The sequence below is a fragment of the Actinoallomurus sp. CA-150999 genome (genome assembly GCF_050942425.1).
Taxonomy (GTDB): domain Bacteria; phylum Actinomycetota; class Actinomycetes; order Streptosporangiales; family Streptosporangiaceae; genus Actinoallomurus.
Window position 1 is genome coordinate 7,681,440 of sequence record NZ_CP192063.1, and the last position, 24,023, is coordinate 7,705,462.

A 24,023-nucleotide genomic window follows, 5' to 3' on the forward strand; every position below is an offset into this window, starting at 1 on the left:
CCCGAGCTCGATCGCAGGCTGCGAGAGGAGCCGGCCCGGAAAGGATCGACATGTTTCATCTTGATCACCTCTGCCTGGGCGTCCGCGAGTTGGGCGACGGCGTCCACCGGGTGCAGGAGGAGACAGGACTCGCCCACTACGACGGTGGCGTCTTCGCCGGCGGCATCGCGAACACGATCTTCCCGCTCGGCGGGGACGTCTACCTGGAGGTCGAGGCGGTGACGGCGGCCCCCGCAGCCGTGCGGGAAGCGGGGGCCGCCTGGTTCAGCCAGGCCGTCGCGGACGGCGACCGGTGGATGTTCTGGAGCCTGCGCGCCGACACCCTTGAGGAGCTGGCCGCGGTCGCGCAGCGGCTCGGCGGCGAGGTGGCGCGGCTTCCGGGGCGTGTCCAGCCCGACGGCACCCAGCGCATCATCACCACCGCGCCCGGCCCCGGCCGCGCGCTCGACACGTGCTGGCGCCGGGGGCTGCCGAACTGGTTCTACCGGGAGGACCCGGCCACCAACCCGGATCGTGGGACGGCGGAGCACGGTGAGCGCGGGGTGGCCGTGACCCGGCTGGAGATCGGCGCTGACGCCGGGGAACTGCGGGAGCACATCGGTGCCGAGACCTTCGACCGGCTGCCGCTGGCGGTCGTGCCCGGTCGGCCGGGCGTGCGCGCGGTCACCGTGCGCACCGCGTCCGGGCGCGAGGTGACGCTGCGCAGGGACCCGGCCGACCTGTAGAGCCGTCGGGGACCGAATACGAAAAGGCCGGGGCGATCACGCCCCGGCCTTTTCGCCCGGTGCCGGCACGGACGACGGTGTCACCCGTCTCGTCCGCCCGCCGGCGTCCGTCCGGACGGCCGACCCCTCCCCCGGGGCCCGCCACCGTGTCGGACCCCGCTCACCTCCGACCGGCCGCCCGGACGCCTCAGATCATCGCGGTGCCTCCGTCGACGAGCATGTACTCGCCGGTCAGGTACGACGCGTGGTCCGACGCCAGGAAGGCGATCACCTCGGCGACGTCCTCGGGGGTGCCGTTGCGCCGCAGTGCGGCACGTTCGGCCGCCGCGCGCCGCGCCGCCTCCGGCATCCGCTCGCCGATCGGGCTGAGGATCAGTCCCGGGCCCACGCCGTTCACCCGGATGCCCCGGGGGCCGACCTCGCGGGCGAGGGTCTTGACCGCCGCCTCGACGCCGGACTTGGCGAGCGCCAGCGCGAGGAAGCCGGCGGCCTGGCGGCGGGCCAGCGCGGCCCCCACCATCACGATGGACCCGCTCCCCCGTTCGAGGAACCCGGGCAGCGTCGCCTTGACCGGATGGAAGATCGCTTTCAGCTGGCGTTCCGCGACGAAGGCGACGTCCTCCCAGGCGAGGTCGACGGTCGGCGCGATCCGTGCCTCGTGGCCGCGGACGCCCGCGGCGTTGAGGACCAGGACGTCGAGCGGACCGAGCCGCACCTCGGTCTCCTCGACCATGGACCTGGTCTGCGCCTCGTCGGTCACGTCCGCCTGGACGGCCATCGCCCGGGCGCCCGCCGACGTGAGCTTCTCGGCGAGTTCCTCGGCGCGGTCCTTGGACCGGTGGTAGTTGACGGCCACGGCGGCACCGCGCTCTGCGAGCAGCCGCGCGGTGGCCGCGCCGATGCCGCTGCTCGCGCCGGTGACCAGCGCGACCTTGCCCGCGAACGGCGGGGCGTACGTCTCGGTCATGGGACGGCCTCCCTCTCAGTGACCGTGCATCTCGCCGCTGGTCCGGCGAGGCAGGAAGAAGACGAGCAGGAACGTCCCGGCGAACACCGCGATCTGGTAGTACAGGCTCGGCACGAGGGAGTCGGAGAAGTCCCGCCGCTGCACCGTCGGCCGTACCTTCGCCACCGACGCCTGTACGGCGCCCATGGCCTGCTGATCGAGCCCGGCGGTCATCTTCCCGCAGCTCGGCGGGGTCTGGGTCGGGTCCTTGGCGTGGGCGATGTCGTGGTAGCAGACCTTGAAGCCGGTCACGACCCCGTCGATCGCCGGCGCGGGCACGCCGGCCGTCCGCAGTTCCTGGCGCAGTTTGGGCACGCCGGCCGCCACGGCCTCGTCCGACCGGTTCGCGAGTTGGCCGAAGAAGATCAGGCCGATCACGGCGACGCCGACGGCGCCCGCCACCTGACCGGCGGTGTTCAGGACACCGGTGGCCGAGCCGGTGTCGTCGTTGCGGACGCCGGTGAGGATGAGGTCGTTGAGGGTCGCGATCAGCAGGCCGAGCCCGACGCCGAACACCACGAACGACGGCGAGAGCCGGCCCGTCGTGAGGTCGGCGGTCTTGTCGTGCACCGTGACGATGAGCCAGACGATCCCCGCGATGCAGATCAGGCAGCCGAGCTGGACGACCATACGGCCGATCTTCGGCGCGAGCCGCACGGCGAGCCCGGAGCCGACGAAGGACGCGCCGGCGAGCGGGAGGAAGGTCAGGCCGGTGTGCAGCGGCGTGTAGTTCCACCCCGCCTGAAGGAAGATCGTCAGGACGAGGAAGACCGACGCGATCGCGGTCCAGAACAGCAGGCTGACGAAGAGTCCCGCGCTGAAGGCGCGCTGCCGGAAGAGCCGCAGCTCGATCAGCGGGCTGCCGCTCCGCCGCTTCCTGGCCTGCTGCCAGAGGACGAAGGCGACGAAGACCGGGATCGAGGCCACCATGGAGATCCACGTCCACGCGGGCCAGCCGGCGTCGCGGCCCTGGATCACCGGGTACACCAGCAGGACGATCGCGGCGGTGACGAGCAGCACGCCGAGCAGGTCGAGCCGGACCCGCTGGGTCGCGCGCGACTCCTTGACGAGCGCCGGCGCGAGCGCCACCGCGATCACGCCGACCGGAAGGTTGATGAGGAAGATCGTGCGCCAGTCCCAGCCGAAGAGATCGGCGTTCACGAGGACGCCGCCGAGCAGCGGACCGGCGATGCCGGAGAGGCCGGCCATCGCGCCGAACGCGCCGAAGACCGCGGCGCGCTTGTCCTCCGGGAAGGAGACGTGCATGATCGCGAGGACCTGCGGGAACATCACGGACGCCGCGAGGCCCTGGACCACCCGGGACGCGATGAGCATCTCCGGGCCGGTCGCCAGCCCGCACAGCAGCGACGCCAGGGTGAACGCCACCACGCCCGTCATGAACATGCGTTTGCGCCCGAAGATGTCACCGAGGCGGCCCCCGGTGATCATCCCGGCCGCGAAGGCGAGCTGATAGCCCGCGAGGGTCCACTGAATCTGGGCGTACGTCGCGTCGATGTCCTTCTGGATCGCGGGGATGGCGACGCTGACGACGCTGACGTCCAGCAGCTCCATGAAGGCGGCCAGGAGGATGACGATGAGGCCGATCCACGCCTTCGCGTCCATCGGCCCCGGCTCTGAGACGTTGCGCGCCGAGTCGGTGCTCAGCGCGGATTCACCGGCTACCACGGCGGTTCTCCCGTCGAGTGAGTTTCTGAGGTAAACTACTTAGCAAGCTAACTAGTTTGTTGTGGCGCGTCAAGGCCGGTACCGAGGGCCGGCGGCGATGGACGAGAATCGACATCGGGCGTTAACGCGGGAGTTGAGAAATGCGAGACGACGAAGACATGGCGACAGGCGCCAGGCACACGCTGGGCCGCCAGCTGAACTTCGCGGCGAAGGCGGCGCGCGGCTACATGGAGCAGCACCTGGCGGCCGCCGGTTCGAGCTTCGCCGTCTGGACGGCGCTGTTCGCACTCAAGGCGAAGGGCCCGCTGATCCAGCGGGAGCTCGCTGACATGCTGGGCGTCGAGGGCCCCACGCTGACCCGGCACCTGGCGCGCATGGAGGCCGAGGGCCTGATCGTTCGCCGCCGCACCAGCTCCGACCGCCGAGCCGCCATCGTCGACCTGACCGACGCGGGCCGACAGACGTTCGAACGGCTGTCCGCCGTGGTCAGCACGAGCGGAGAGCACGTCCTCGACGGCTTCTCCCCCGAGGAGATCGAGCAGTTCGTGGGGTACCTGAGCCGGGTGATCGGCAACGTCGAGACCTTCTCCCCCGCCCGCCGCCACACGCCCGTGCACAGCTGACCGTGGCGATGGCCGGCCGGGCGTCCCGGCCGGCCCGGGTCACTCGTCGGTGATGCGGCAGATGAGGGTTCCGGCGGACAGGGCATCGCCTGCGGCCGCCGCCAGGTCGCGGACGACGCCGGCGCGGTGCGCGGGCACCGGCTGCTCCATCTTCATCGCCTCGATGACCAGCACGAGCCCACCCGCCTCGACCTGGTCGCCCTCGGCCACCGCCACCTTCACGACGGAGCCCTGCATCGGGCTCATCAGGTCGTTCCCGGCCGGCGCCCCGGCCGTGGCGCCGCCGCGGGGGCCCACGCTCCGCAGCGGACGGCGCGCGGCCGCCGGCGCGGTGGCCACGGCGAGCTCGGGGACGACGACCTCGAAGCGGCGTCCGTCCACCTCGACGGTGAGGTGCTCCCGCCCCGATGGCTCGGGCAGGTCCTCGGCCTCCGGCGCGGGCCGGGTCGGGATCCGCCCGGCGAACTCCTCTTCGATCCAGCGGGTGTACACGCGGAACGGCGCGTCGGTGAAGGCCGGCTCTCCGGCGACCGCCCGGTGGAACGGCAGCACCGTCGCCAGCCCGTCCACCTCGAACTCGGCCAGCGCGCGCCGGGCGCGCTCGAGGGCCTGCGCCCGGTCCCGGCCCGAGACGATGAGCTTGGCGAGCATCGAGTCGAACTCGCGCGGGACCGTGCTGCCCTCCGTCGCCCCGGAGTCGACCCGGACACCCGGCCCCGACGGCGGGTCCCAGTGCGTCACGAGGCCGGGCTGGGGAAGGAAGTTCCGGCCCGGGTCCTCGGCGTTGATTCGGAACTCGATCGCGTGCCCGCGTACGGGCGGGTCGTCGTACCCGAGCTCCTCGCCGGCCGCGATGCGCAGCTGCTCCCGTACGAGGTCGAGACCGGTGACCTCCTCGCTGACCGGGTGCTCGACCTGCAGCCGGGTGTTGACCTCCAGGAAGCTGATCGCACCGTCCGCGCCGACGAGGAACTCACAGGTCCCCGCACCCACGTAGCCCGCTTCCCGCAGGATCGCCTTCGAGGCGGCGTACAGGCGCTCGGTCTGCGCGGCGGTGAGGTACGGCGCCGGGGCCTCCTCCACCAGCTTCTGGTGCCGGCGCTGCAGAGTGCAGTCGCGCGTGGACACGACGACGACGTTGCCGTGGACGTCGGCCAGGCACTGGGTCTCGACATGGCGCGGCCGGTCGAGGTACCGCTCGACGAAGCACTCCGCGCGCCCGAACGCCGTCACCGCCTCCCGGGTGGCCGAGGCGAACAGCTCCGGGATCTCCTCGAGCGTCCAGGCGACCTTCAGTCCGCGTCCGCCGCCGCCGAAGGCCGCCTTGATGGCGACCGGCAGGCCGTGCTCGCGGGCGAAGGCCGCCACCGCCTCCGGGTCGGCGAGGGCGTCCGGCGAGCCGGCGACCATGGGCGCGCCGACCCGGCCGGCCAGGGCCCGCGCGGCGAGCTTGTCCCCCACCGCGCGCATCGCGGCGGGCGGCGGCCCGATCCACGTCAGACCGGCGGCGACGACCGCCTCGGCGAACTCTGCGCTCTCCGAGAGGAAGCCGTACCCGGGGTGGACGGCGTCCGCTCCGGAGCGGGCGGCGACCTCCAGGATCCGCTCGATGTTCAGATAGGTGTCGGCGACGGCGGACCCGCCCAGCGCGTACGCCTCGTCGGCGAGGCGCGGGTGGACGGCCTCGCGGTCCTGGTCGGCGTACACCGCGACACTGGCGATCCCGGCGTCGCGGCAGGCGCGCGCCACTCGTACGGCGATCTCTCCCCGGTTCGCGATCAGCACCTTGCGCACGTTCGGCTCCTCATGTCCAGGCGGCCGCTCATGTCCCGGCTCCCCACGTCCCGACGGGCGCCCACATCCGGGCACCCCATGTCCCGACGGACGCTCACATCCAGGCACCCCATGTCCCGACGGACGCTCACATCCAGGCACCCCATGTCCCGACGGACGCTCACATCCAGGCACCTCACGTCCCGACGGACGCCCACATCCAGGCACCCCGTGTCCCGGCGAACCGTTCCCGTCACGGGAACGCCTCAGGTCCGGGCGAACGCCGCGCCGCAGACGGCGGCCGCGAAGCCTGCGGCGGCGAACAGCGTCCGGAGGCGGTTCGCGCGAGCCCAGCGCTCGCGCAGCCGGGGCCAGTCGTCCGGCAGGCCGTCGGCGGCCCAGGCGTCGATCCGGCGGTTCATCGGCACGTTGCGCAGCTCCGAGACCAGGGCGACGCCGACGATCCCGGCGACCGCGAGGCCGAAGGCGACCCGCGCAGGGGCCGGGCCGGCCACCACGATGAGCACGATGCCCAGCGCCAGCACCACGCGGTTCACCCGGGGCATCAGCGGATCGAACCCCGGGTCCAGCAGGCGGTGCACCTCGACCCAGCGGTCGCCGCGCAGCGCGCACAGCATCGGCACCATGGCCATCTCCACGGCGAGCAGGACGCCGGCCAGCGATCCGGTGCCGAGCAGGAACAGCCCGATCAGTACGGCGCGCACCATGCCATCTCCTCCCGGCTCAAAAGTCCGTGTCGAGCATCAGCGAGTAGCTCTGGCGGAAGGCGAACGTGTCGAAGGTCGCGCGCATGAAGGCGTTGCGCAGGCCGCACAGCAGCGCGCCGCGCGGGCGCCCCATCGCGCCGATCCACCAGGAGGTGTTCACCATGTCGGCGGTCCGGGCGCGGCGGCGCTCCTCGTACTCGCGCAGCGCGCGGACCGGGTCGCCCGCGCCCGCCGCGAGCGTCCGGCCGAGGACGACCGCGCTCTCGATGCCCTGTCCGGCGCCCTGGCTGAGGTTGAGGGTCATCGGGTGCGCGGCGTCGCCGACGAGCGTGACCCGGCCGTGGCCCCACGTCTCGCCCGGCGGCCGGTCGAAGATCTCGATGGGCAGGATGGCGTTCTCGTCGGTCGACTCGATGATCTGCGGGATCGGGGCCGGCCAGTCGCGGTACCCCTCGGCGAGGACGGCCCGCCGCCCGGACCGTACGGTGTCGAACCGGTCGCGGAGCCGATCGCTCGTGATGGCGTCCCAGTAGACCTCGTGCTCGTTCAGCCGGCAGTACAGGAAGCGCAGGCCCCGGCCCCACAGGTTGAAGAACGTCCCGGTCGGGACGAGGTCCTCGCCGGGCAGCCGGGTGATGGCCTGCCACGCGGTGTACCCGGCGTGGCGCGGCGGTGCCTCGTGCCAGCGGCGCAGCGCGCCGCGAACGGTGGAGCGCAGCCCGTCCGCGCCGATGAGGACGTCGCCGCGCACGCTGCGGCCGTCATCGAAATAGGCGGTGACCCCGTCGTCGTCCTGCTCGACGGAGGTGAGGCGGGCGCCGAGGTGGACGCCGTCGCCCGCCTCCTCCATCAATATGGTGTTCAGCGCGGAGCGGCGCAGCGCGATGGCCGGGGCCCCGCAGCTCTCGGTCTTCGGGTCGATCCGCCAGCGGGCGAGACGGCGCCCGCCGGCGGACCGGAACTCATGGAATCGGATCGGTTCGCCCGCGTCCGTCACCCGGCCGTCCAGGCCGATCCGGCGCAGCGCGAGGATCGCGTTGTGCCAGAGCATGAAGCCGCCGCCGGTCAGCAGGCGGCTCGGCTCGTCGCGCCGTTCGAACACCTCGGCCTTCACGCCTTCCCGGCGCAACGCGATGGCCGTCGTCAGACCGGCGATCCCGGCGCCCACGACGATCACCCGATCGGCTCCCGCTCCAGGCATCGCTTCCCTCCGGGTACGGATCAGGCCGGCTGGCTGTCGAGCGTCGCGCGGACGTCGAAGATCTTGCGGACGATCCCGCCGTCGGCCCAGTAGGGGTACATCGGCTCCGCCATCCGCCGGTGCATGGGGTCGTCCTCCCAGCGGCGGAAGGCCTCTTCGCTCTCCCACTCGGCCAGCAGGGTGTAGCGAGCCGGGTCGTCGGTGTCCCGCAGCAGCTGGTCGCGCAGGTGCCCCGGGGTGCCGCGGACGGTGGCGGTGACCTGGCGGTAGGCCTCCTCGAAGGCCTGCCGGTGCTCTTCCCTGATGGTCGCGTGGACCATGATGCGGACGGTCATGACTGTCGTTTCCTTCCGTTCTCGCCGACGGTGTCGAGCTCGCGCACGTCGAGTTCGCGCACACCGTCGAGGACCGTCTTCTGAGCGAACTCGCGCAACGGCGTCAGCGCCGCGCTGAGCCTCTGCCGGATCGGGCTGTGCTCGAAGTCGTCGAGGTGGCGGGTGCTCTCCCAGTCCGCCATGATCACGTAGGTCCTCGGCTCGTCCTGCTCACGCATGAGCGACTGGCCGAGCTGACCGGGATACCGGCTGATATCGGACGCGGCCTGCGCCCAGACCTCCTCGAAGGACTGCTCGCAGCCCTCTCGGACCCGCATCTTGAGCACGGTGCGCACCATGCCGATCTCCCTTCTAGATGCCGCCGTCGACGTCGAGGGTCGCGCCGGTGATGTACGACGCCGCGCCGCTCGCCAGGAACAGCACGGTCTGGGCGATCTCCTCGGGCCGTCCGATGCGCCCCAGAGGGATCATTTCGTGGTACTTCGCGCGCCCCTCGTCGCTGACGGCGCCCATCTGGTCCGTCTCGATCAGGCCGGACGCGATCGCGTTGATCCGGACGCCGCGCGGACCGAACTCCTTGCACAGCGCGCGGGTCAGGCCCATCACGGCCGCCTTGGACGCCACGTAGTGGGCGGCGGCCGGCATGCCGTGCCGCGCGACGGCCGAGGTGATGTTCACGACCGACGCCCCCGGCGCGAACCGCGGCAGCGCCTTCCTGATCGTGTGGTACATCCCGGTGAGGTTGGTGTCGACCACCCGCCGCCATTCGTCCGGACCGAGGTGGTCCAGCGGCAGGTGGCTGATGACGCCGGCGTTGTTGACGAGCAGGTCGACGGGGCCGAAGCGCTCGTACGCCTGGTCGACGAGCCGCTCGACCTGCGCCTCTTCGGCGACGTCGCAGCGGACGATGAGGTGGTCGGCGCCCAGTCCGGTGAGCTCGTCGGCGAGGGAGCCGACGTCGTCGCTGTCCCGGACGTGACAGGTGGTGACCGTGACCCCCTGCCGTGCGAGGGCGAGCACCGTCGCCCGCCCGATGCCGCGGCTGCCTCCGGTGAGGATCGCGTGCTTGCCCTTGAGTTCGAAGTCCATGTGCTTCCGTCTCCTCGGTGCGGTGGGGTGCGGCTACGCGACGCCGGCCCAGTCGTCGCGGGGCCGCTGCCAGGAGCACGCGCTTCGCGGAGCCTGGGGCCGCCAGTGGACGGGCCGTACGACATCGGCCCGCTCGGCCCACCTCCGGCGCGTGACGGTCAGCAGCGCGGCCGTCAGCGCGGCCAGTTCCTCGGGGGTGGGCCGCCCGGCGACGACACTGAAAAAGGGCCGCTCCCCGCCGGTCACGGAGCCGCCGTCCGTACGTCGCGGCCCGCCCGTCACCGAAGCTCCACCGGTACGGCGCTCGCCGCCGGTCACGGGACCGCCGTCCGTACGTCGCGGGTCGCCCGTCACCGGAGCTGCACCCGTACGGCGCTCGCCGCCGGTCACGGGACCTCCACCCGGACGTCGCGGGCCGCCTTCTCGACGATCTCCTTGATCCGGGCCATCTGGACGGTGGTGTTGACGTTGATCCGCTCGGTCATCTGCGCGTCGTCGACGGGCGCTTCCGGCTTCATGTGGAAGTCCTGGACCCAGCGCATCTCGACGCCGCCCTCGACGTCGCGGTAGGTCCAGCGGATGTTCATGTAGTCGAACGGCCCGGTCTCCACTCGGCGGGCGGTCACGGCCCGGCCGGCGCGGTCGGGCGTCCGCTCGGAGACCCAGCTCCAGACCGTGCCGTTCTCGTCGGGGTACATCGAGAGGCGGAACCGCAGGGTCTCGCCCCGGCGCTCCAGCACGGTCGCCTCGGCGTACTCGCTGAACAGCGTCGGCCACGACGGCACGTCGTTCGTCATGGCCCACACCAGGTCGAAGGGCGCGTTGATGACGATCGTGTTGTCGGTGTGCCCCGCGGGCTCGGGGGCCGCAGTGGCGACGGCCTCCTCCACCGCCGTCATCAGGGCGGGGAAGGTCGTGCACTGCTCGACGTCGACGCCGAGCGCGACGCCGTACCGTTTCTCGAGCGAGGCGATGACGCTGAGCAGCCCGAGCGAGTCCACGTCGAGTTCCTCGAAGGTGACGGTCGGCCGGCGTTCCACCTCCCCCATGTCGATCTCCACGCCCGTGGAGGAGCGTACGAGTTCACCGAGTTCGGTGAGTGTCGGTGTCGTCGCCATGTGCGGTGTCCCTTCGCGGTGAGTCGGGTCCGGGCCGGTCAGGCGGCCCGGACCACCAGTGCGGCGTTGAATCCGTCGAATCCGCGGGCCACGAGCAGGGCCGTGCGGACCGTTCCGTGCCTGGCCTCGCGCACCAGGTCGAGGTCGCAACCGGGGGCGAGGCGCGTTCCGCCGTACGTCGGCGGGATGACGCCGTCCCGGATCGCCAGCAGAGCGGCGACCACGTCCAGCGGCGGGCCGCCGGCGTAGAGGCGTCCGTAGAGGGTCTTGGGCGCCGTGACCGGCACTCCGCGCGGCCCGAACACCGAGGTGAGGGCCTCGGCCTCGCGCCGGTCCTGGTCGGGGACGCCCGCGCCGTCGGCGAAGACGACGTCGACGTCGGCGGCGCCCACTCCGGCGTCGGCGAGCGCGCCCTCGATCGCGCGGGCGAGTGTGGGCGGCCGGCCGGAGCCGGGCCGCGGGTCGAAGGTCGCGGCGTACCCGGCGACCTCGCCGTACACGCGGGCGCCGCGCGCCCGCGCGTGCTCCTCGTTCTCGACGACGAGGATGGCGCCGCCCTCGCCGGGCACGTGGCCGCACGCGTCGACGTCGAACGGCAGGTACGCGCGGGCCGGGTCGTCGACGGTGCTGAGCAGCCCGGAGGTCAGTTGGCAGGTCAGCGCGTACGGGCCGACAGGTGCCTCGGTGCCCCCGGTGAGGACGACGTCGGCGTCGCGCCGCAGCGCCCGCCTGGCCTGGCCGAGGGCGTCGAGACCGCCCGCCTGCTCGGTGACGAGCACCCCGCACGGGCCCTTCATCCCGTTCTTGATCGACAGCTGGCCCGTGGTGGCCGCGTAGAACCACGCGATGGACTGGAACGGGCCGACCGACCGGGGTCCCTCGCTCCAGAGGGCCTGGATCTCCCGCTGCCCGAACTCGTTCCCGCCCGACGAGCTCGCGGTGATCACCGCCATGTCGTACGCCGGGAGCTCGGCCGGGACGAGGCCGGCGTCGGCGAGCGCCCGGTCGCCGGCGACCAGGGCCAGCTGGGTCCACCGGTCGGTCTGCACGTTCAGCCGCGGTTCGCAGTCCTCGCCGTCCCGCAGTGGGACGAGGCCCGCGATCCGTACGGGGAAGTCCTCGGCGTTGAACCGGCTGATCCGCCGCAGGCCACTCACTCCGGCCAGCGTCGACGCCCAGAACTCCCTCGTGTCGGCACCGTTCGGGGCCACCGCCGCCAGGCCGGTGACGAGGGCGCGGCCGCCCGGCTCACGCACTGGTCGTCACCGCCTCTGGCCGCGCGAGCAGCATGGCCGTCTGGAACCCGCCGAACCCGCTGCCCACGCTGAGCACGACGTCGCTGCGGTGCCGGCGCGCGACGCGGGGCACGTAGTCGAGGTCCAGCTCCGGGTCCGGCTCGCGGAGGTTGGCGGTCGGCGGCACGATGCCGTACTCGATGGCCAGCGCCGACGCCGCGATCTCGATGGCGCCGATGGCACCGAGCGAATGCCCGATCATCGACTTGATCGAGCTCATCGGGATCTCGTGCGCGCGAGGGCCCAGGGCGGCCTTGACCGCGGCGGTCTCGTGCCGGTCGTTCTGCTTGGTGCCGGAGCCGTGCGCGTTGACGTAGTCGACGTCCTCCGGCGCCACGCCGGCCCGGTCCATGGCCACGCGGATGGCCTCGGCCATCTCCGAGCCGTGCCGCGTCAGGCCGGTCATGTGGTAGGCGTTGCTCCGCTGCGCGTACCCGGCGATCTCGCAGTAGACGCGCGCGCCGCGCCGCCGCGCCGCCTCCGCGTCCTCGAGGACGAACACCGCCGCGCCCTCGCCGAGGACGAACCCGTCGCGGTTCGCGTCGAACGGCCGGGAGGCGTGCTCGGGGTCGTCGTTGTTGGGCGAGGTGGCCTTGATGGCGTCGAAGCACGCCACCGTGATCGGGGAGATCGGGGCGTCCGTCGCGCCGGCGATGACGACGTCGGCGGTGCCCTCCTCGATGAGCTGCGCGCCGTGCGCGACGGCGTCCAGGCCGGAGGTGCAGCCGGTCGAGATCACGCTCGCGGGGCCCTCCGCCCCGCACTCCCACGCCACCTCGGTCGCGATCGTGCTGGGGATCAGCGCGCGGTACAGGTGGAGCGAGGCCTTGTCCGGGTCGACCACCCACCGGCGGCCCGAGTCGCTCACCACGACGTACTCCCGCTCGAGAGTGATCGTGTTGCCGACCGCGCTGCCGACGCTGACGCCGATCCGGCCGGGGTCCACCGCCGCCAGGTCGAGTTCGCTGTCCTGGATCGCCTCCCGGGCACACACCACGGCGAACTGCGCGCAGCGGTCGGTCCGCTCGATCTGCTCCGCCGACAGCCCCTCGGCCGCCGGGTCGAAGTCGCACTCCGCGGCGATACGCGAGCGGAAGCCCGCCGGGTCGAACAGCGAGATGGTGCGGGTGGCGGTCATGCCCTCGGTGAGCAGCGCCCAGAACGCCTTCGTCCCGACGCCGCCCGGGGCGACGACCCCGATGCCGGTGATGGCGACCCGCCGCCCGCTCATCGGGCGTCTCCGGCGGGCTCCGGGTACGGCTCGGTGTCGACGTGGCCCAGCTCCGGACGGGGCGCGAGCGGCCCCAGGTGGAAGACGACGAGCGCCGGCCACTCCCCGTCGTTCTCCAGGCGGTGCCGCATGTTCTTCGGGATGAAGACGGCCTCGCCCACGGACACCGGCACCGGGTGGTCGTCGAGCCGGATGGTCAGGTGGCCGCGGGCGAGGTAGACGAACTCCTCCGAGTAGGGGTGGTAGTGCTCGCTGACGCTCTCACCCGGGTCCAGCGTCAGCACTCCCATGAACCCCGAGGTCGACTCGACGGTCGCGGGGCTCAGGAGAGTCCGCAGGTCACCGCCGCGCCGACGGTTCGGCTGCACGTCGCCGGCGGCGATCTTGGCCCATCCCGTGGTCATCACTGATCTTCCCTTCGGTGGTCCGCCGGTCACAGCGGCTGGTTTCCGTGTTTGCGAACGGGCAGGGACTCGCGCTTCGACCGCAGCACCTCGAGTCCCCGGCAGATGACCGTCCGGGTGTCCCGGGGGTCGATCACGTCGTCGATCAGCCCGCGCTCGGCCGAGTAGTACGGGTGCATGAGGCGCTCCTTGTACTCGGCGACCAGGGACGTCCGGAGCGCGTCGGGGTCGGCGGCCTCCGCGATGCGGCGCCGGTGGATGACGTTGGCCGCGCCCTCGGCGCCCATGACGGCGATCTCGTTGGTGGGCCACGCGAACGACAGGTCGCAGCCGATCGATCGGGAGTCCATGACGATGTACGCCCCGCCGTACGCCTTGCGCAGGATCACCTGGATGCGCGGCACCGTCGCCTCGCAGTAGGCGTACAGCAGCTTCGCGCCGTGCCGGATGATCCCGCCGCGCTCCTGTTCGACCCCCGGCAGGAAGCCGGGGACGTCGACGAGGGTGATCAGCGGGATGTTGAAGGCGTCGCAGGTCCGTACGAACCGGGCGGCCTTCTCAGAGGCCTCGATGTCGAGGACGCCGGCGAGCACCGCGGGCTGGTTCGCCACGATGCCGACCGTGCGCCCGCCCATCCGCGCGAGGGCGCAGACGACGTTGCGCGCCCAGTCGGCGTGCAGTTCGAGGAACTCCCCGTCGTCGACGATCTCGGTGATGACCGCGCGGGCGTCGTACGGCTTGGTCGGCTCCCCGGGGACGATCTCGGTGAGCGCGTCGCACCGCCGGTCGATGGGGTCGGCGGGCTGGTGGCTCTGCGGTTCCTCGCGGTTGTTCTGCGGGAGCAGGGACAGCAGGTCGCGGATCCCTTCGAAACAGGAGTCCTCGTCATCGTGGACGAACGTCGCCAGGCCCGACACGGTCGAGTGGACGTCGGCGCCGCCGAGGCCCTCCTGCGTGATCTCCTCCCCGGTGACCTCCTGGATCACGTCCGGCCCGGTGAGGAACATGTACGAGATGCCGCGCACCATGAATACGAAATCGGTCAGCGCCGGTGAATAGGACGCGCCTCCGGCGCACGGCCCGAGCATCACACTGATCTGCGGGATCACTCCGGAGGCCCGGACGTTTCGCCGGAATATGCCGCCGTAACCGGCTAGTGCGGTGACCCCTTCCTGAATCCGCGCCCCGGCTCCGTCGTTGAGTCCGATCAACGGCGCGCCCACGGATTCGGCCAGGTCCATGATCTTGTGGATCTTCTCCGCGTGCGCCTCACCGAGAGAGCCGCCGAAGATACGGAAATCGTGGGCGTAGAGGAATACCTTCCGGCCGTCGATGGTGCCCCATCCGGTGATGACGCCGTCCGTGTGCGGGCGCCGTTTCTCCAGGCCGAATCCGGCGCTCCGGTGCCGGCGGAGCATCTCCAACTCGGTGAACGATCCGGGGTCGCACAGCCGCTCGACGCGCTCACGGGCCGTCAGCTTGCCGCGCCGGTGCTGGCGTTCGGTGGCCCCGGGCTCCGGGCCCAGATAGATCTCCTGCCGGAGCAGGGCCAACGCGTCGACCCGGTCGATCAGCCAGGCGGCCGACGGCCCCGGCGCGCGCCCGTTCATCGGCTCCGTGTCGCGGGTCACTGTCATGACGACTCCTGGTTCCCGTCCTTGCTGCCCGGTCGCTCACCGGGACGCGGACCAGCGGTAGAACTCCTCGGCCATCGCGTCTTTCGGGCTCTTCCAGGTGGGCGGATCGTAGGCGGTCACGAGGGGGGAAAGGCGTTCGTTGATGCCGGTCCACAACGGATTCCCACGCACCTCGGACAACGGCGCGGCGAGCGCCTCGTCACTGTCGATGCAGTGGAAATACAGATCGTGGAATCGGTAGAGACGGCGCTCGGCCACACCGAGAAGATGAGGCAATTCCGTGGCGTCGGATTCCGCGAAGGCCTGCCGTACGGCGTCCGAGTTCTCTCGTTTCATCCGGGCGACGATGAGCGTTCGTGCCATCACGCCCTCCCTTCGGCGAGAAATCTTAACGAGCCCATCGTGCGGGAAATCGATAAAGCCGAAGTTAAGGTCGCATTAGACATCCGGAGGGGGCGTACGGAGGCCGCGACCGCCCTTGACATCCGCCTGCGGACGACTAGCTTGATTACGTAGCTTGCTATCTAGTTGCGGGCAGCGGTCCGCGGCCGAACGGGGAAGAACCCATGAGCTCTGACGACATCGACATGACGATGATGCTGGTCAGCCACAACGCGTTCCGGCGAGACCTGGGACACCTGCGGCGCGCGGTGGAGCAGCACAGCGCCGAGGATCCCGAGCGCCGGCGAGCCGTTCAGAACGGCTGGAGCCTGTTCAAGCTGCAGCTGCACAACCATCACACGAACGAGGACAAGAGCATCTGGCCCCGGATGCGCGCCCGGCTGCGCGACAAGCCGGACGACCTGGGCGTCCTGGACGCCATGGAGGCCGAGCACGACCGGATCGATCCGCTGCTGGCCGCGGTCGACACGGCGCTCGCCGACGGGACCGCCGACCAGGAGCGGTTCGCGCAGGCGATCGCCGAGTTGGACGACGCGCTCAGCGGGCACCTGACCCATGAAGAGCAGGACGCGCTGCCGCTCGTCCCGGTCACGCTGACCTCCGACGAGTGGCAGGAGACCGCCAAGGACATGCGCGATCTGGTCGGCCTCAAGGGCGCCGCGGAGTTCTTCCCGTGGCTCCTGGACGGCGCGCCGGACAAGGACGCCGACGCGATCCTCAAGCTGATGCCCGCCCCCGCGCGGCTGATGTACCGCCGGATGTGGGTCCCCAAGTACGCCAAAGAGCGGCGCTGGGGCTGACCCCGCCTCCCGTGCCGATCCCGCCGCCGGTGCCCCCGGCGGCGGTCCGATGGATGGAGCCAATGTGCGTTCCTGGCTGGTCGACATCGACGGTCCGGTTCACGTGGCCGACTTCGGCGGCACCGGACCGACCGTGATCCTGCTGCACGGGCTGGGTGGTTCTCACGCCAACTGGCTGCGGGTGGGCGCGCGGCTCACCCGCATCGGCCGCGTGCTCTGCCCGGACCTGCCAGGGTTCGGGCGCACCCGCCTGGCGGGCCGCGACTCGTCACTCGAAGCGAACCAGGACGTCGTGAGCCGCCTCATGGACGTGCTGGGAACGCCGCCCGCGCTCCTCGTCGGGAACTCCATGGGCGCCACCATCGCGCTGCGCGTCGCCGCGGCGCGTCCGCGCGCGGTCGCGGGCCTCGCGCTCATCGCCCCGTGGGCACCCCTCGTGGGACCGGCCGACCCGGGGATGCGGACGATCCTGCAGAGCCCGGCCGCCGTCAGCGCGCTGCTGCGCACCCAGCGCACCCGTCCGCCGGCCACCACGCTGCGGCACCTCATCCGGCTCGGCTGCGCCCGTCCGGACCGCATCCCGCCCGAAGTGCTCTCCGCCGCCACCCGCATCGCGCACGAACGGGCGTCACTGTCCCGCGCCGAGGACGGATTCGGCCCGGCGCTGGCCTCCCTCATGGAGTACACCCGGCGGCCGGCGGTCCTGCGGGCGATGGTCGGCGGAATCGAGGTGCCGGCCCTCGTCATGCGGGGCACCCGGGATCGCGTCGTCCCGGCGGGAATCATCGACTCCTTGCGCGGTATCCGCCCCGACTGGACCTACCATCGGCTCGAGGGAGTCGGGCACGTGCCGCAGTTCGAGGCACCTGAGGAAGTGGCCCGGATCATCATAGACTGGGCCCTGACAAAACTCATTACTTTCCTGTCGGCCACATGAGGCCACGCAACGAGCAAAAATCGCGTTATAGCCTACCTTCAGCCTGGAAGTGCACCGTTCGCGTTGATTAACCGGATCGCGTTTTGGTGCGAGTTCGCCAGTGTCGATCAGCAACCTGGGGCAGAAATGTCGGATATTCGCGTTCTCGTTGCGGACGATCGTACCATCACGCGGCACGGCCTCGTCGCAACGCTCCGAGAATATGCGGATTTCGAGGTCGTCGGCGAGGCGGCCGACGTCGCGGACACGGTGCGCAAAACGGAGATGCTGCGGCCGAACGTCATCATCGTCAACGGCGCGGCCGAGAGGACCGAGCCGAACGAGTTGATGCGGGCATTGTCGCGGACGTTCGGCAATGGGCTGCCGGCGGTTCTGATCCTCGTCGACGCGCCCGAAGCGCGTTTCTTCCGGGCACAGCACGAAGGCGCGCGGGGGCTGCTGCTCAAACAGTCCAGCACCGACCACCTGTGCACGGCGATCCGGATGATGGCGGCCGGCTACTCCCTCTTCCTGGCCTCGGCGTTCGGCCCCGCTGCGTCCGGCGCGCAGCCACGGGCGGAGCCGCCCGAGGACCCGGCGAGCCGGCTGTCCGAGCTCACCCCACGAGAGTTCGACGTCCTACGGCAGATCGTCCAGGGATATACGAATGCCGAGATCTCCCGCAGGCTCTCCCTCAGCGAGGGGACCGTCAAATCCCATATTCAGCACATGCTGACCAAGCTGCAGCTGCGGAATCGCGTACACGCCGTGATCTACGCCTTCGAAATCGGGCTCACTCCCGACCCGGAGCCTCGGGACGATCCGTCTCCGAGCCCACAACAGGACCGAATTGAGCCCAGATGTCTCTCTCCTCGGGGCTAGGTGGAATGTCCGGGATAAGCCGCTCCGGATGATGCGGCGCAGGCCCCGTGAGAGGGTCGGCCTGACTCTCACGCGCTTCCCGCTCGGCCGCATACACCGCCGGCACCGCGGTCAGACCGGATCCGGCTCCGAGGAACACCATGCCGTCGCGAAGAAAACGGGCCAGACTTCGCCATCGATCCTTGAGCCAGGACACCGGAAATCCTCTCCGTTCTTCGAGGAAGCCGCCTCACTCAGTGTCCCGGATCCCGTTTAAGCATGGGTGAAATCCCGGTTGGGCGGCACGCTCCTTCCACAGGACTCTGACTGTGGAGCGAACCGCTCCTTACTCTCCCGGTCACGAGTCTTGGCATAAAATTAGTTAGCATGCTAAGTTGTTGGGAGATCAGCCAGGGAGGTCCAAGATGAGCAAGGTCACCTACAACGACGCGGTCAACGACGCGCTCGACCGGCTTCGCGGGGTCGGCTTCGAGTTCGGGCCGGGCTTCGTGAACCACGCGCCCATGGTCGCCGAGACCCTCTCGACGATCGGCTGCGCGGACATCGTGGCCACCTGGATCGAGGACAACAAGCGGCAGCGGGCCTATCTCGACCCCCCGGAGGGCGGCTCCCCCATCGCCGCCGACGACCCGAATGAATGGCATCGCGCGCTGGGCGACTTCCGGCGGGTCCTGGACTGGGTCGACATGTTCGACGCCGAGCTGAGCCGCCGGCCGTGGACCGAGGTCCTCATCGAGTGGTGGCCGCGCCTGATGCCCGGGATGTACGGGATGCTCACGCACGGGTTCATCCGCGCGGCCCACGCCGTACGCAGCCTGGACGCGACGCAGGAGCCGAGCCGCCTTCAGCTGCGCGAGCTCGCCCAGGGACTCGGCTACTGGGCGGCGCGGTACACCCCGGTCCCCAAGGTCGCGCAGGAGAGCCTGCTGCTGATCCCGGCCGCCCAGGAGGACATCGGCGCCTCGATCAGCGCCCTCACCGCCACCACCGCCGGCCGGTACGCCGAGGGGGCGCCACGGCCGTCGATCCCCCTGGTCCACGCGGTGACCGCGCCTTCCGCGCTCCGGCTCTTCCTCCCCCACCTTCCCCACTCGCTCCACCGGGGCGCGTACGACATCGTCCGCCGGGCGTCGGCGGCCATGTGGGAGACCTTCCCGAGCGGCGGGCCGGCCGTTCCGGCGGCCGACCCGGACTACACGCCGCCGTCCGCCGAATGGCTGCTGCACAACGCCGTCGACTTCGGGGACGAGCACACGATCAAGCTCACCGAGGCGTGCCTGCGGGAGAACGTCCTGCGGCCGGACGACCGGTACCGCGCCGCCGCCGACACGCTCCTGTACCGGATGAAGACGGACGGCTTCTGACGGCCGATGGACCGACGAAGGGCCTCCCGGTTTACCCGGGAGGCCCTTCCGCCGTCGGTGACCGACCGCCGCGCGGCGCGGTGTTACGCGGCCTTGTGGCCGATGACGACCGTCTCCTTCGCCGGCAGCGGCTTCGAGGTGATCGACGTGAAGCCGGCCTCCCGCATCCAGTCCGCGCAGGCGTCCGGGGTGTACTCGCAGCCCCCAGGGGACGAGGTCAGCATGTACATGCTGAGCAGGAGGTTGTCCAGGCGCCGCCGCTCGGAGTCGAGCATGGGGTCGTACACCAGCAGCGCGCCGCCCGGCCGTACGGCGTTGAACGCCTTCTTGATCAGCTCCTTCCGCTGCTCCACCGACCAGTCGTGGAGGGCGTTGCCGAAGATGAGGACGTCGGCCTCGGGGAGCGGGTCCACGAAGAAGTCGCCCGGGTGGAAGACGAGCCGGTCGGAAACCTGACGGTCCGCCACGAGCTGCTTGAAGAACGCCTCGACCGGCGGCAGGTCGAAGACGCCGCCGTGCAGGTGGGGGTGCGCCTGCGCGATCGCGGCGGCGAGGTTGCCGCGCGCGCCGCCGCAGTCGACGAACGACTCGTATCGGCTCCAGTCGAACACCTTCGCCAGCTCCGGGCCGATGGTGCCGTTCATCGTGTCCATGCCGGTGAGGAAGAACTGCAGCGCCATCGGGTTCTGCCAGATCTGCGCGAACGGGACCTCTCCGTTCTCGTCCTCGCCGTGCGCCTTGCCCGTACGGAGCGTGTCGACCAGGCCGTCGAAGGCGGGCGACAGGAAGTTCACCGTCATGCCGAGGAAGCTGCCCAGGTAGGTGCGCTGGTCCTGGGCGAGGTACCGCTCGGCGTCGGCCGTCGCGCGGTAGCGGTCGTCCTCGTCCCGCTCCAGGACGTTCATCGCCACGAGGGTGTCGAGGAAGTCGCGGGTGGCGCGCGGGTGCAGGCCGAGCTCGTCACGCAGCTCCGGCTCGGTCAGCGGCCGCCTGGACAGGGGCGTGAACACGTCGAGCTCGATGGCGGCCAGCAGGATCTTGGTCTTCATGAACGACCAGCCGGACAGCATGATGTTCAGCGGGTCGACGTGCGCGTCGGTCGTCACGGGCATTGCGTCTTCCTTCCGGTTCAAAGGTCATTGCCGAGTCGAAGGTCATTGCCGAGTCGGGTCAGAGGGTCCACAGGTCCGCCCGGGCGAGCGCCTCGTTGTCGGCGGCGAGGACGGCCTGCTGGACGAGCTGGAGCTCGTGGCCGGGCTCGATACCGAGCTGCTCGATGAGGGAGTCCCGCAGGGTCCGGTACGCCCGCAGCGCGTCGCCGGTGCGGCCGGACCGGTACATGGCGATCATGAGCCGGGCGCCGAGCCGCTCGTTGAGCGGATGCTCGGTGACCAGCTCGCGCAGCTCCCCGACGAGGTCGAGGTGGCGCCCCTGCTGGAGATCCACGTCGACGCGCCGTTCGAGGGCCGCCAACCACGTCTCCTCCAGCCGGAGCCGCGCGCCCTCCAGCACCGGCCCCATGCGGAGGTCGCCCAGGATCGGCCCGCGCCGCAGCGACAGGGCCTCCTGGTAGTACTTGGCCGCGAGTTCGAGCGAGCCCTCCGCCCACGATTTGCGGCCGGCCGCGCAGAGCTGCTCGAAGTCGATGACGTCGAGACCGTCCTCGTCCACCTCCAGCCGGTATCCGGGCGGCTGGGTGAAGAGCCGGCAGCGCGGCGGTGTGCCGTCGTGCGCGGCGAGGAACTTCCGCAGCTGGGAGACGTACACGCGCAGTGCGCACAGGGCGCTCCGCGGCGGGATCTCCCCCCACAGCTCCTCGATCAGAGTGTCCACGGAGACGACCGTGTTCGCCCGGACGAGAAGGGTGGCCAATATGGTGCGGACCTTGTTGGCACTCGGGCCGTCGACGAGCGACACGCCGTCGTGGACTTCCATGTGTCCGAGAATCGAAAACCGCATCACGGCTCTCCTTCCGCCGGGCTGTCAGGTCATATCTCTAGGCGTAGGTGGCCGCTTCTGAAGAATGTGAGCGGGCCGTCTTCTCGCTGAATACCGAGATCGACGACCCGGCCGATGACGATCAGATGGTCGCCGCCGTCGATGACCCGATGCAGGGCGCATTCGAGGTAGCCGAGAGCCTCATCGAGAATCGGCGTGCCGGTACGGCCGGCGCGGGATCTGACCATGGAGAAGTGCGGGTGCTCCTTGGTGGCGAAGACCCGGCAGACGTCCGCCTGGTCCTCGGCGAGGATGTTGACGCCGAAGGCCTCCGCCTCCTTGACCACGGGCCACAACCGCGACTTGTGGTGAATGCAGAAGAGCACGAGGGGCGGGTCGAGGGAGACCGATGTGAATGAGTTCACGGTCACTCCCACGGGTACACCTCCCGCCTGACTCGTTACGACGGCGACGCCGGTCACGAAGAGCCCGCATACGCCACGGAGTTCCCGTTGGTCGAGAACATTTTCGTCGTGCACTGACCGGTTCCGAGCGGTGACCATGTCCATGTCCAGACGACTCCGTCAAGCAGCGATTTTCTCGGACCGGGATTAAATCCCGGCTAACGATTGATAAGCGTAGGCGAGCAACGCCCGGCCTGACTTCCACACATCTGCTGAAATCCGCATCGCACTTGCGGCCCCGGAATTCGTACTTTCTTTCCGGGTGGACCGCTCCGTTGGTACGGCGTCTCCTCCGTTCGGAGGAGGGCGGCACGTCGGCCCCCGGGCTGAGACGGACCCGGCCCCCACGCGGACGGAGGGTGGGCCGCGGCCTGCTGCGGGCGCTCACCGCCAACAACGGCCTCTGCTTGGCAAGGTATTGCCAAGCGGGCAACGTGATGCCAGACTCTGTAGCCAACAGCACGAGCGCAAGGAGAGCGGCCACGATGCGGAACATCCAGCTCATCCGCCGGCAGCGGGGCATGAGCCTCAGCGCGTTGGCGGAGGCTTCGGGAACTTCCGCGGGCTACCTGTCCCGCATTGAGTCCGGCAAGCGGCATCCGTCGATCGCCGCGCTCTACAACATCGCCGCAGCGCTCGACGTACCCGTTTCCCGGCTGTTGGATGACACCGAGCCCGGCGAGCGATCGATAGTCATCCGCCCCGAGCCGACCGACGTCTACCATCAGGACGGTCTTCGATTTCGGTCGATTTCCTCCTCGCGCCACATGCCCGACCTACAGGTGCTCCACATCGTCGTGGACGCGGACCGCGCGCCTGGCGAGTCGCACACTCATAAGGGAATCGAGTGGATTTACGTATGCCGCGGTGCGGTTCAGATCTCCTTTGATGATCAGACGGTCGACGTCAAGCAATCGGAATCGATCAGCTTCCCGGCATCGGTGCCTCATCGACTCCTGTCAGTCGGTGGGGAGGCAGAGATCTTGCTCATGGTATTCGAGCACGAGACAAACGGAGTGATCTTCACACCTCACTAACAACCAGAATCCGCAAGGCAACCGCGAGCCGGCGAGTGCTCGCTCTGTAATATATCGCCGGGCGCGCAACTCTCCCCCGAGCTTCATTTGCGAGCAATAAAGACGTTCCCGCTGCCGATTTTCCTATCGTCTACCGAAACGTTGCCTGAAACGGCTACGGACAGGATCGGCTTCTGTCGGAACGTGATGATAACGCTGGTCGACCAGCGAATTCCAGCGAGCGGGCTAGAGCCGATCATTCAGTGCGAAGCCGCCTGGACTCATCGTAAAAAGGTTTGAAGCCGAGCCGAACCTTTGCGGCACCGGCCTGAAGACACATTTGTCTTATCGGATCGCCACTCCAACCTGGCCACCGTGATCATATGCATGAGCGCATACGCAATCGTCACGTGCCGGAGATCCGACTGCGCACCGAGCCCTGCGCAGCTCGAGCGGCGCACCCTGCTGTTCTCTGAAAACCCGAAGTAGGAACCGGAAAGGTCATACGTCCATGTCGAAAGAAATTATGGCGGCGTTCGGCGTCGATATTGATGCCGTCGCAGGTTGGCTTGGCACCTTCGGCGGCGAAGACTCGCCCTCCGATATTTCGCGCGGAATGTTCGCCGGCGAGATCGGGGTCCCACGCCTTGTCAATTTCTTCAAGCGGTACGATCTGCGCACCACCTGGTCGATTCCAGGACACTCACTGGAGACCTTCCCTGAGCAGGTTCGGCAGGTCGTCGACGCAGGACACGAGATCGCCCTGCACGGGTACTCGCACGAGAACCCGTTGGCGATGTCGCGTGAGCAGGAGAGCGCAGTGCTCGACCGCAGCATCGAACTCGTCACGAATCTCACCGGCCGACACCCTGTCGGCTACACCGCTCCTTGGTGGGAGTTCTCGGACAACACGCACGATCTGCTGCTCGAGCGCGGCATCAAGTACGACCACTCGATGATGCACAACGACTTCACGCCGTACTACCTCCGGGTCGGCGATACGTGGACCAATATCGACTACGCCCAGCCGGCGGCGGAGTGGATGATGCCACTCGTCCGTGGCAACGAGACCGGCCTCATCGAAATCCCGGCGAATTGGTACCTCGACGACCTACCGCCGATGATGTTCGTCAAGCGCAGCGCCAACAGCCACGGGTTCATGAACCCGCGCGACATCGAACAACTTTGGCGCGACCAGTTCGACTGGGTCTACCGCGAAATGGACTACGCGGTGTTCACGATAACGATCCACCCCGACGTCGCCGGGCGTCCGCAGAATCTCCTCATGCTCGAACGCCTGGTCGAATACATCAATGGCCATGAAGGTGTCACCTGGTCCACCTTTGAGCAGATCGCCGACGACTTCGCAGCCCGGTTCCCTCGCACCTGA

27 protein-coding genes are annotated in these 24,023 nt (G+C 69.9%); 8 read left to right on the forward strand and 19 right to left on the reverse strand.

Going from position 1 to position 24,023, the window contains the following annotated elements; all coding sequences use genetic code 11:
* The first annotated feature begins 50 nt into the window (after positions 1 to 50).
* The gene (locus tag ACQP2O_RS35555) at positions 51 to 725 is read left to right on the forward strand and encodes a VOC family protein (protein WP_433172868.1); all 675 of its coding nucleotides are present in this window, start codon (positions 51 to 53) and stop codon (positions 723 to 725) included.
* Positions 726 to 912: 187 nt separating this feature from the next.
* Here ACQP2O_RS35555 and ACQP2O_RS35560 read toward each other — a convergent pair whose 3' ends face one another.
* Positions 913 to 1,692, reverse strand: a complete 780-nt coding sequence (locus tag ACQP2O_RS35560) for an SDR family NAD(P)-dependent oxidoreductase (protein ID WP_433172870.1) — start codon at positions 1,690 to 1,692, stop codon at positions 913 to 915.
* Positions 1,693 to 1,707: 15 nt separating this feature from the next.
* Positions 1,708 to 3,417 carry an MFS transporter gene (locus ACQP2O_RS35565; protein WP_433172872.1) on the reverse strand — a complete coding sequence of 570 codons (1,710 nt, stop codon included), beginning with the start codon at positions 3,415 to 3,417 and terminating at the stop codon, positions 1,708 to 1,710.
* A gap of 140 nt (positions 3,418 to 3,557) precedes the next feature.
* Between ACQP2O_RS35565 and ACQP2O_RS35570 the strand changes: the two genes are divergently transcribed.
* Positions 3,558 to 4,040, forward strand: a complete 483-nt coding sequence (locus ACQP2O_RS35570; protein WP_433172874.1) for a MarR family winged helix-turn-helix transcriptional regulator — start codon at positions 3,558 to 3,560, stop codon at positions 4,038 to 4,040.
* A 39-nt stretch (positions 4,041 to 4,079) separates the two neighbouring features.
* Here ACQP2O_RS35570 and ACQP2O_RS35575 read toward each other — a convergent pair whose 3' ends face one another.
* The 13 genes from ACQP2O_RS35575 to ACQP2O_RS35635 all read right to left on the reverse strand — a co-directional run bounded on the left by ACQP2O_RS35575 (position 4,080) and on the right by ACQP2O_RS35635 (position 15,214).
* Positions 4,080 to 5,834, reverse strand: a complete 1,755-nt coding sequence (locus ACQP2O_RS35575) for a biotin carboxylase N-terminal domain-containing protein (protein WP_433172876.1) — start codon at positions 5,832 to 5,834, stop codon at positions 4,080 to 4,082.
* Positions 5,835 to 6,079: 245 nt separating this feature from the next.
* A complete protein-coding gene (locus tag ACQP2O_RS35580; RefSeq protein ID WP_433172878.1) occupies positions 6,080 to 6,541 on the reverse strand; it encodes an anthrone oxygenase family protein in 462 nt (153 codons plus the stop codon).
* Between the two features lie 16 nt (positions 6,542 to 6,557).
* Entirely contained in the window at positions 6,558 to 7,742 is a 1,185-nt protein-coding gene (locus ACQP2O_RS35585) for an FAD-dependent oxidoreductase (RefSeq protein WP_433172880.1), read from the reverse strand.
* 20 nt (positions 7,743 to 7,762) lie between these two features.
* Positions 7,763 to 8,077, reverse strand: a complete 315-nt coding sequence (locus tag ACQP2O_RS35590; protein ID WP_433172882.1) for an antibiotic biosynthesis monooxygenase family protein — start codon at positions 8,075 to 8,077, stop codon at positions 7,763 to 7,765.
* Entirely contained in the window at positions 8,074 to 8,415 is a 342-nt protein-coding gene (locus ACQP2O_RS35595) for an antibiotic biosynthesis monooxygenase family protein (protein ID WP_433172884.1), read from the reverse strand. The genes ACQP2O_RS35590 and ACQP2O_RS35595 overlap by 4 nt, the downstream gene beginning before the upstream one ends.
* Positions 8,416 to 8,428: 13 nt before the next feature.
* Complete coding sequence (locus tag ACQP2O_RS35600) at positions 8,429 to 9,166, reverse strand: SDR family NAD(P)-dependent oxidoreductase (protein ID WP_433172886.1); 738 nt, start codon at positions 9,164 to 9,166, stop codon at positions 8,429 to 8,431.
* Positions 9,167 to 9,199: 33 nt separating this feature from the next.
* Positions 9,200 to 9,556 carry an acyl-CoA carboxylase epsilon subunit gene (locus tag ACQP2O_RS35605; RefSeq protein WP_433172888.1) on the reverse strand — a complete coding sequence of 119 codons (357 nt, stop codon included), beginning with the start codon at positions 9,554 to 9,556 and terminating at the stop codon, positions 9,200 to 9,202.
* On the reverse strand, positions 9,553 to 10,284 hold the full coding sequence (locus ACQP2O_RS35610; protein WP_433172890.1) for an SRPBCC family protein: 732 nt from the start codon (positions 10,282 to 10,284) through the stop codon (positions 9,553 to 9,555). Before ACQP2O_RS35610 ends, ACQP2O_RS35605 begins: the two co-directional genes overlap by 4 nt.
* Before the next feature lie 38 nt (positions 10,285 to 10,322).
* On the reverse strand, positions 10,323 to 11,540 hold the full coding sequence (locus ACQP2O_RS35615) for a ketosynthase chain-length factor (protein WP_433172892.1): 1,218 nt from the start codon (positions 11,538 to 11,540) through the stop codon (positions 10,323 to 10,325).
* Complete coding sequence (locus ACQP2O_RS35620) at positions 11,533 to 12,810, reverse strand: beta-ketoacyl-[acyl-carrier-protein] synthase family protein (RefSeq protein ID WP_433172894.1); 1,278 nt, start codon at positions 12,808 to 12,810, stop codon at positions 11,533 to 11,535. The genes ACQP2O_RS35615 and ACQP2O_RS35620 overlap by 8 nt, the downstream gene beginning before the upstream one ends.
* Positions 12,807 to 13,214, reverse strand: a complete 408-nt coding sequence (locus ACQP2O_RS35625) for a cupin domain-containing protein (RefSeq protein ID WP_433172896.1) — start codon at positions 13,212 to 13,214, stop codon at positions 12,807 to 12,809. The genes ACQP2O_RS35620 and ACQP2O_RS35625 overlap by 4 nt, the downstream gene beginning before the upstream one ends.
* 29 nt (positions 13,215 to 13,243) lie before the next feature.
* Positions 13,244 to 14,824, reverse strand: a complete 1,581-nt coding sequence (locus ACQP2O_RS35630; protein ID WP_433191259.1) for an acyl-CoA carboxylase subunit beta — start codon at positions 14,822 to 14,824, stop codon at positions 13,244 to 13,246.
* 63 nt (positions 14,825 to 14,887) lie between these two features.
* The gene (locus ACQP2O_RS35635; RefSeq protein WP_433172898.1) at positions 14,888 to 15,214 is read right to left on the reverse strand and encodes a TcmI family type II polyketide cyclase; all 327 of its coding nucleotides are present in this window, start codon (positions 15,212 to 15,214) and stop codon (positions 14,888 to 14,890) included.
* A gap of 203 nt (positions 15,215 to 15,417) precedes the next feature.
* On the opposite strand from ACQP2O_RS35635, the gene ACQP2O_RS35640 reads away from it, so the two are divergent.
* The 3 genes from ACQP2O_RS35640 to ACQP2O_RS35650 all read left to right on the forward strand — a co-directional run bounded on the left by ACQP2O_RS35640 (position 15,418) and on the right by ACQP2O_RS35650 (position 17,851).
* Complete coding sequence (locus tag ACQP2O_RS35640) at positions 15,418 to 16,053, forward strand: hemerythrin domain-containing protein (RefSeq protein ID WP_433172900.1); 636 nt, start codon at positions 15,418 to 15,420, stop codon at positions 16,051 to 16,053.
* 64 nt (positions 16,054 to 16,117) lie between these two features.
* Positions 16,118 to 16,990 carry an alpha/beta fold hydrolase gene (locus tag ACQP2O_RS35645; protein WP_433172902.1) on the forward strand — a complete coding sequence of 291 codons (873 nt, stop codon included), beginning with the start codon at positions 16,118 to 16,120 and terminating at the stop codon, positions 16,988 to 16,990.
* A 126-nt stretch (positions 16,991 to 17,116) separates the two neighbouring features.
* Positions 17,117 to 17,851, forward strand: coding sequence for a response regulator transcription factor (locus tag ACQP2O_RS35650; protein ID WP_433172904.1), 735 nt, complete (start codon positions 17,117 to 17,119; stop codon positions 17,849 to 17,851).
* Here ACQP2O_RS35650 and ACQP2O_RS35655 read toward each other — a convergent pair.
* On the reverse strand, positions 17,763 to 17,993 hold the full coding sequence (locus ACQP2O_RS35655) for a DUF6059 family protein (protein ID WP_433191261.1): 231 nt from the start codon (positions 17,991 to 17,993) through the stop codon (positions 17,763 to 17,765). The two genes, ACQP2O_RS35650 and ACQP2O_RS35655, sit on opposite strands and share 89 nt — an antisense overlap.
* Before the next feature lie 262 nt (positions 17,994 to 18,255).
* Here ACQP2O_RS35655 and ACQP2O_RS35660 point away from each other — a divergent pair, with 262 nt between their 5' ends.
* A complete protein-coding gene (locus ACQP2O_RS35660; RefSeq protein ID WP_433172906.1) occupies positions 18,256 to 19,215 on the forward strand; it encodes a hypothetical protein in 960 nt (319 codons plus the stop codon).
* Between the two features lie 83 nt (positions 19,216 to 19,298).
* On the opposite strand, the gene ACQP2O_RS35665 is transcribed toward ACQP2O_RS35660, so the two are convergent.
* Genes ACQP2O_RS35665 through ACQP2O_RS35675 form a run of 3 tightly spaced genes read right to left on the reverse strand, consistent with a single transcriptional unit; the run spans position 19,299 to position 21,722 of the window.
* Positions 19,299 to 20,327 carry a methyltransferase gene (locus ACQP2O_RS35665; RefSeq protein WP_433172907.1) on the reverse strand — a complete coding sequence of 343 codons (1,029 nt, stop codon included), beginning with the start codon at positions 20,325 to 20,327 and terminating at the stop codon, positions 19,299 to 19,301.
* Positions 20,328 to 20,385: 58 nt separating this feature from the next.
* Positions 20,386 to 21,174: an AfsR/SARP family transcriptional regulator gene (locus tag ACQP2O_RS35670; protein WP_433172909.1), complete on the reverse strand. Its 789-nt coding sequence runs from the start codon at positions 21,172 to 21,174 to the stop codon at positions 20,386 to 20,388.
* Between the two features lie 29 nt (positions 21,175 to 21,203).
* Positions 21,204 to 21,722 carry a flavin reductase family protein gene (locus tag ACQP2O_RS35675; RefSeq protein ID WP_433172911.1) on the reverse strand — a complete coding sequence of 173 codons (519 nt, stop codon included), beginning with the start codon at positions 21,720 to 21,722 and terminating at the stop codon, positions 21,204 to 21,206.
* Between the two features lie 380 nt (positions 21,723 to 22,102).
* Between ACQP2O_RS35675 and ACQP2O_RS35680 the strand changes: the two genes are divergently transcribed.
* Positions 22,103 to 22,654 (forward strand): helix-turn-helix domain-containing protein, encoded by a 552-nt coding sequence (locus ACQP2O_RS35680; RefSeq protein ID WP_433172912.1) that lies wholly within the window; start codon positions 22,103 to 22,105, stop codon positions 22,652 to 22,654.
* Positions 22,655 to 23,144: 490 nt separating this feature from the next.
* On the forward strand, positions 23,145 to 24,023 hold the full coding sequence (locus tag ACQP2O_RS35685; protein ID WP_433172914.1) for a polysaccharide deacetylase family protein: 879 nt from the start codon (positions 23,145 to 23,147) through the stop codon (positions 24,021 to 24,023).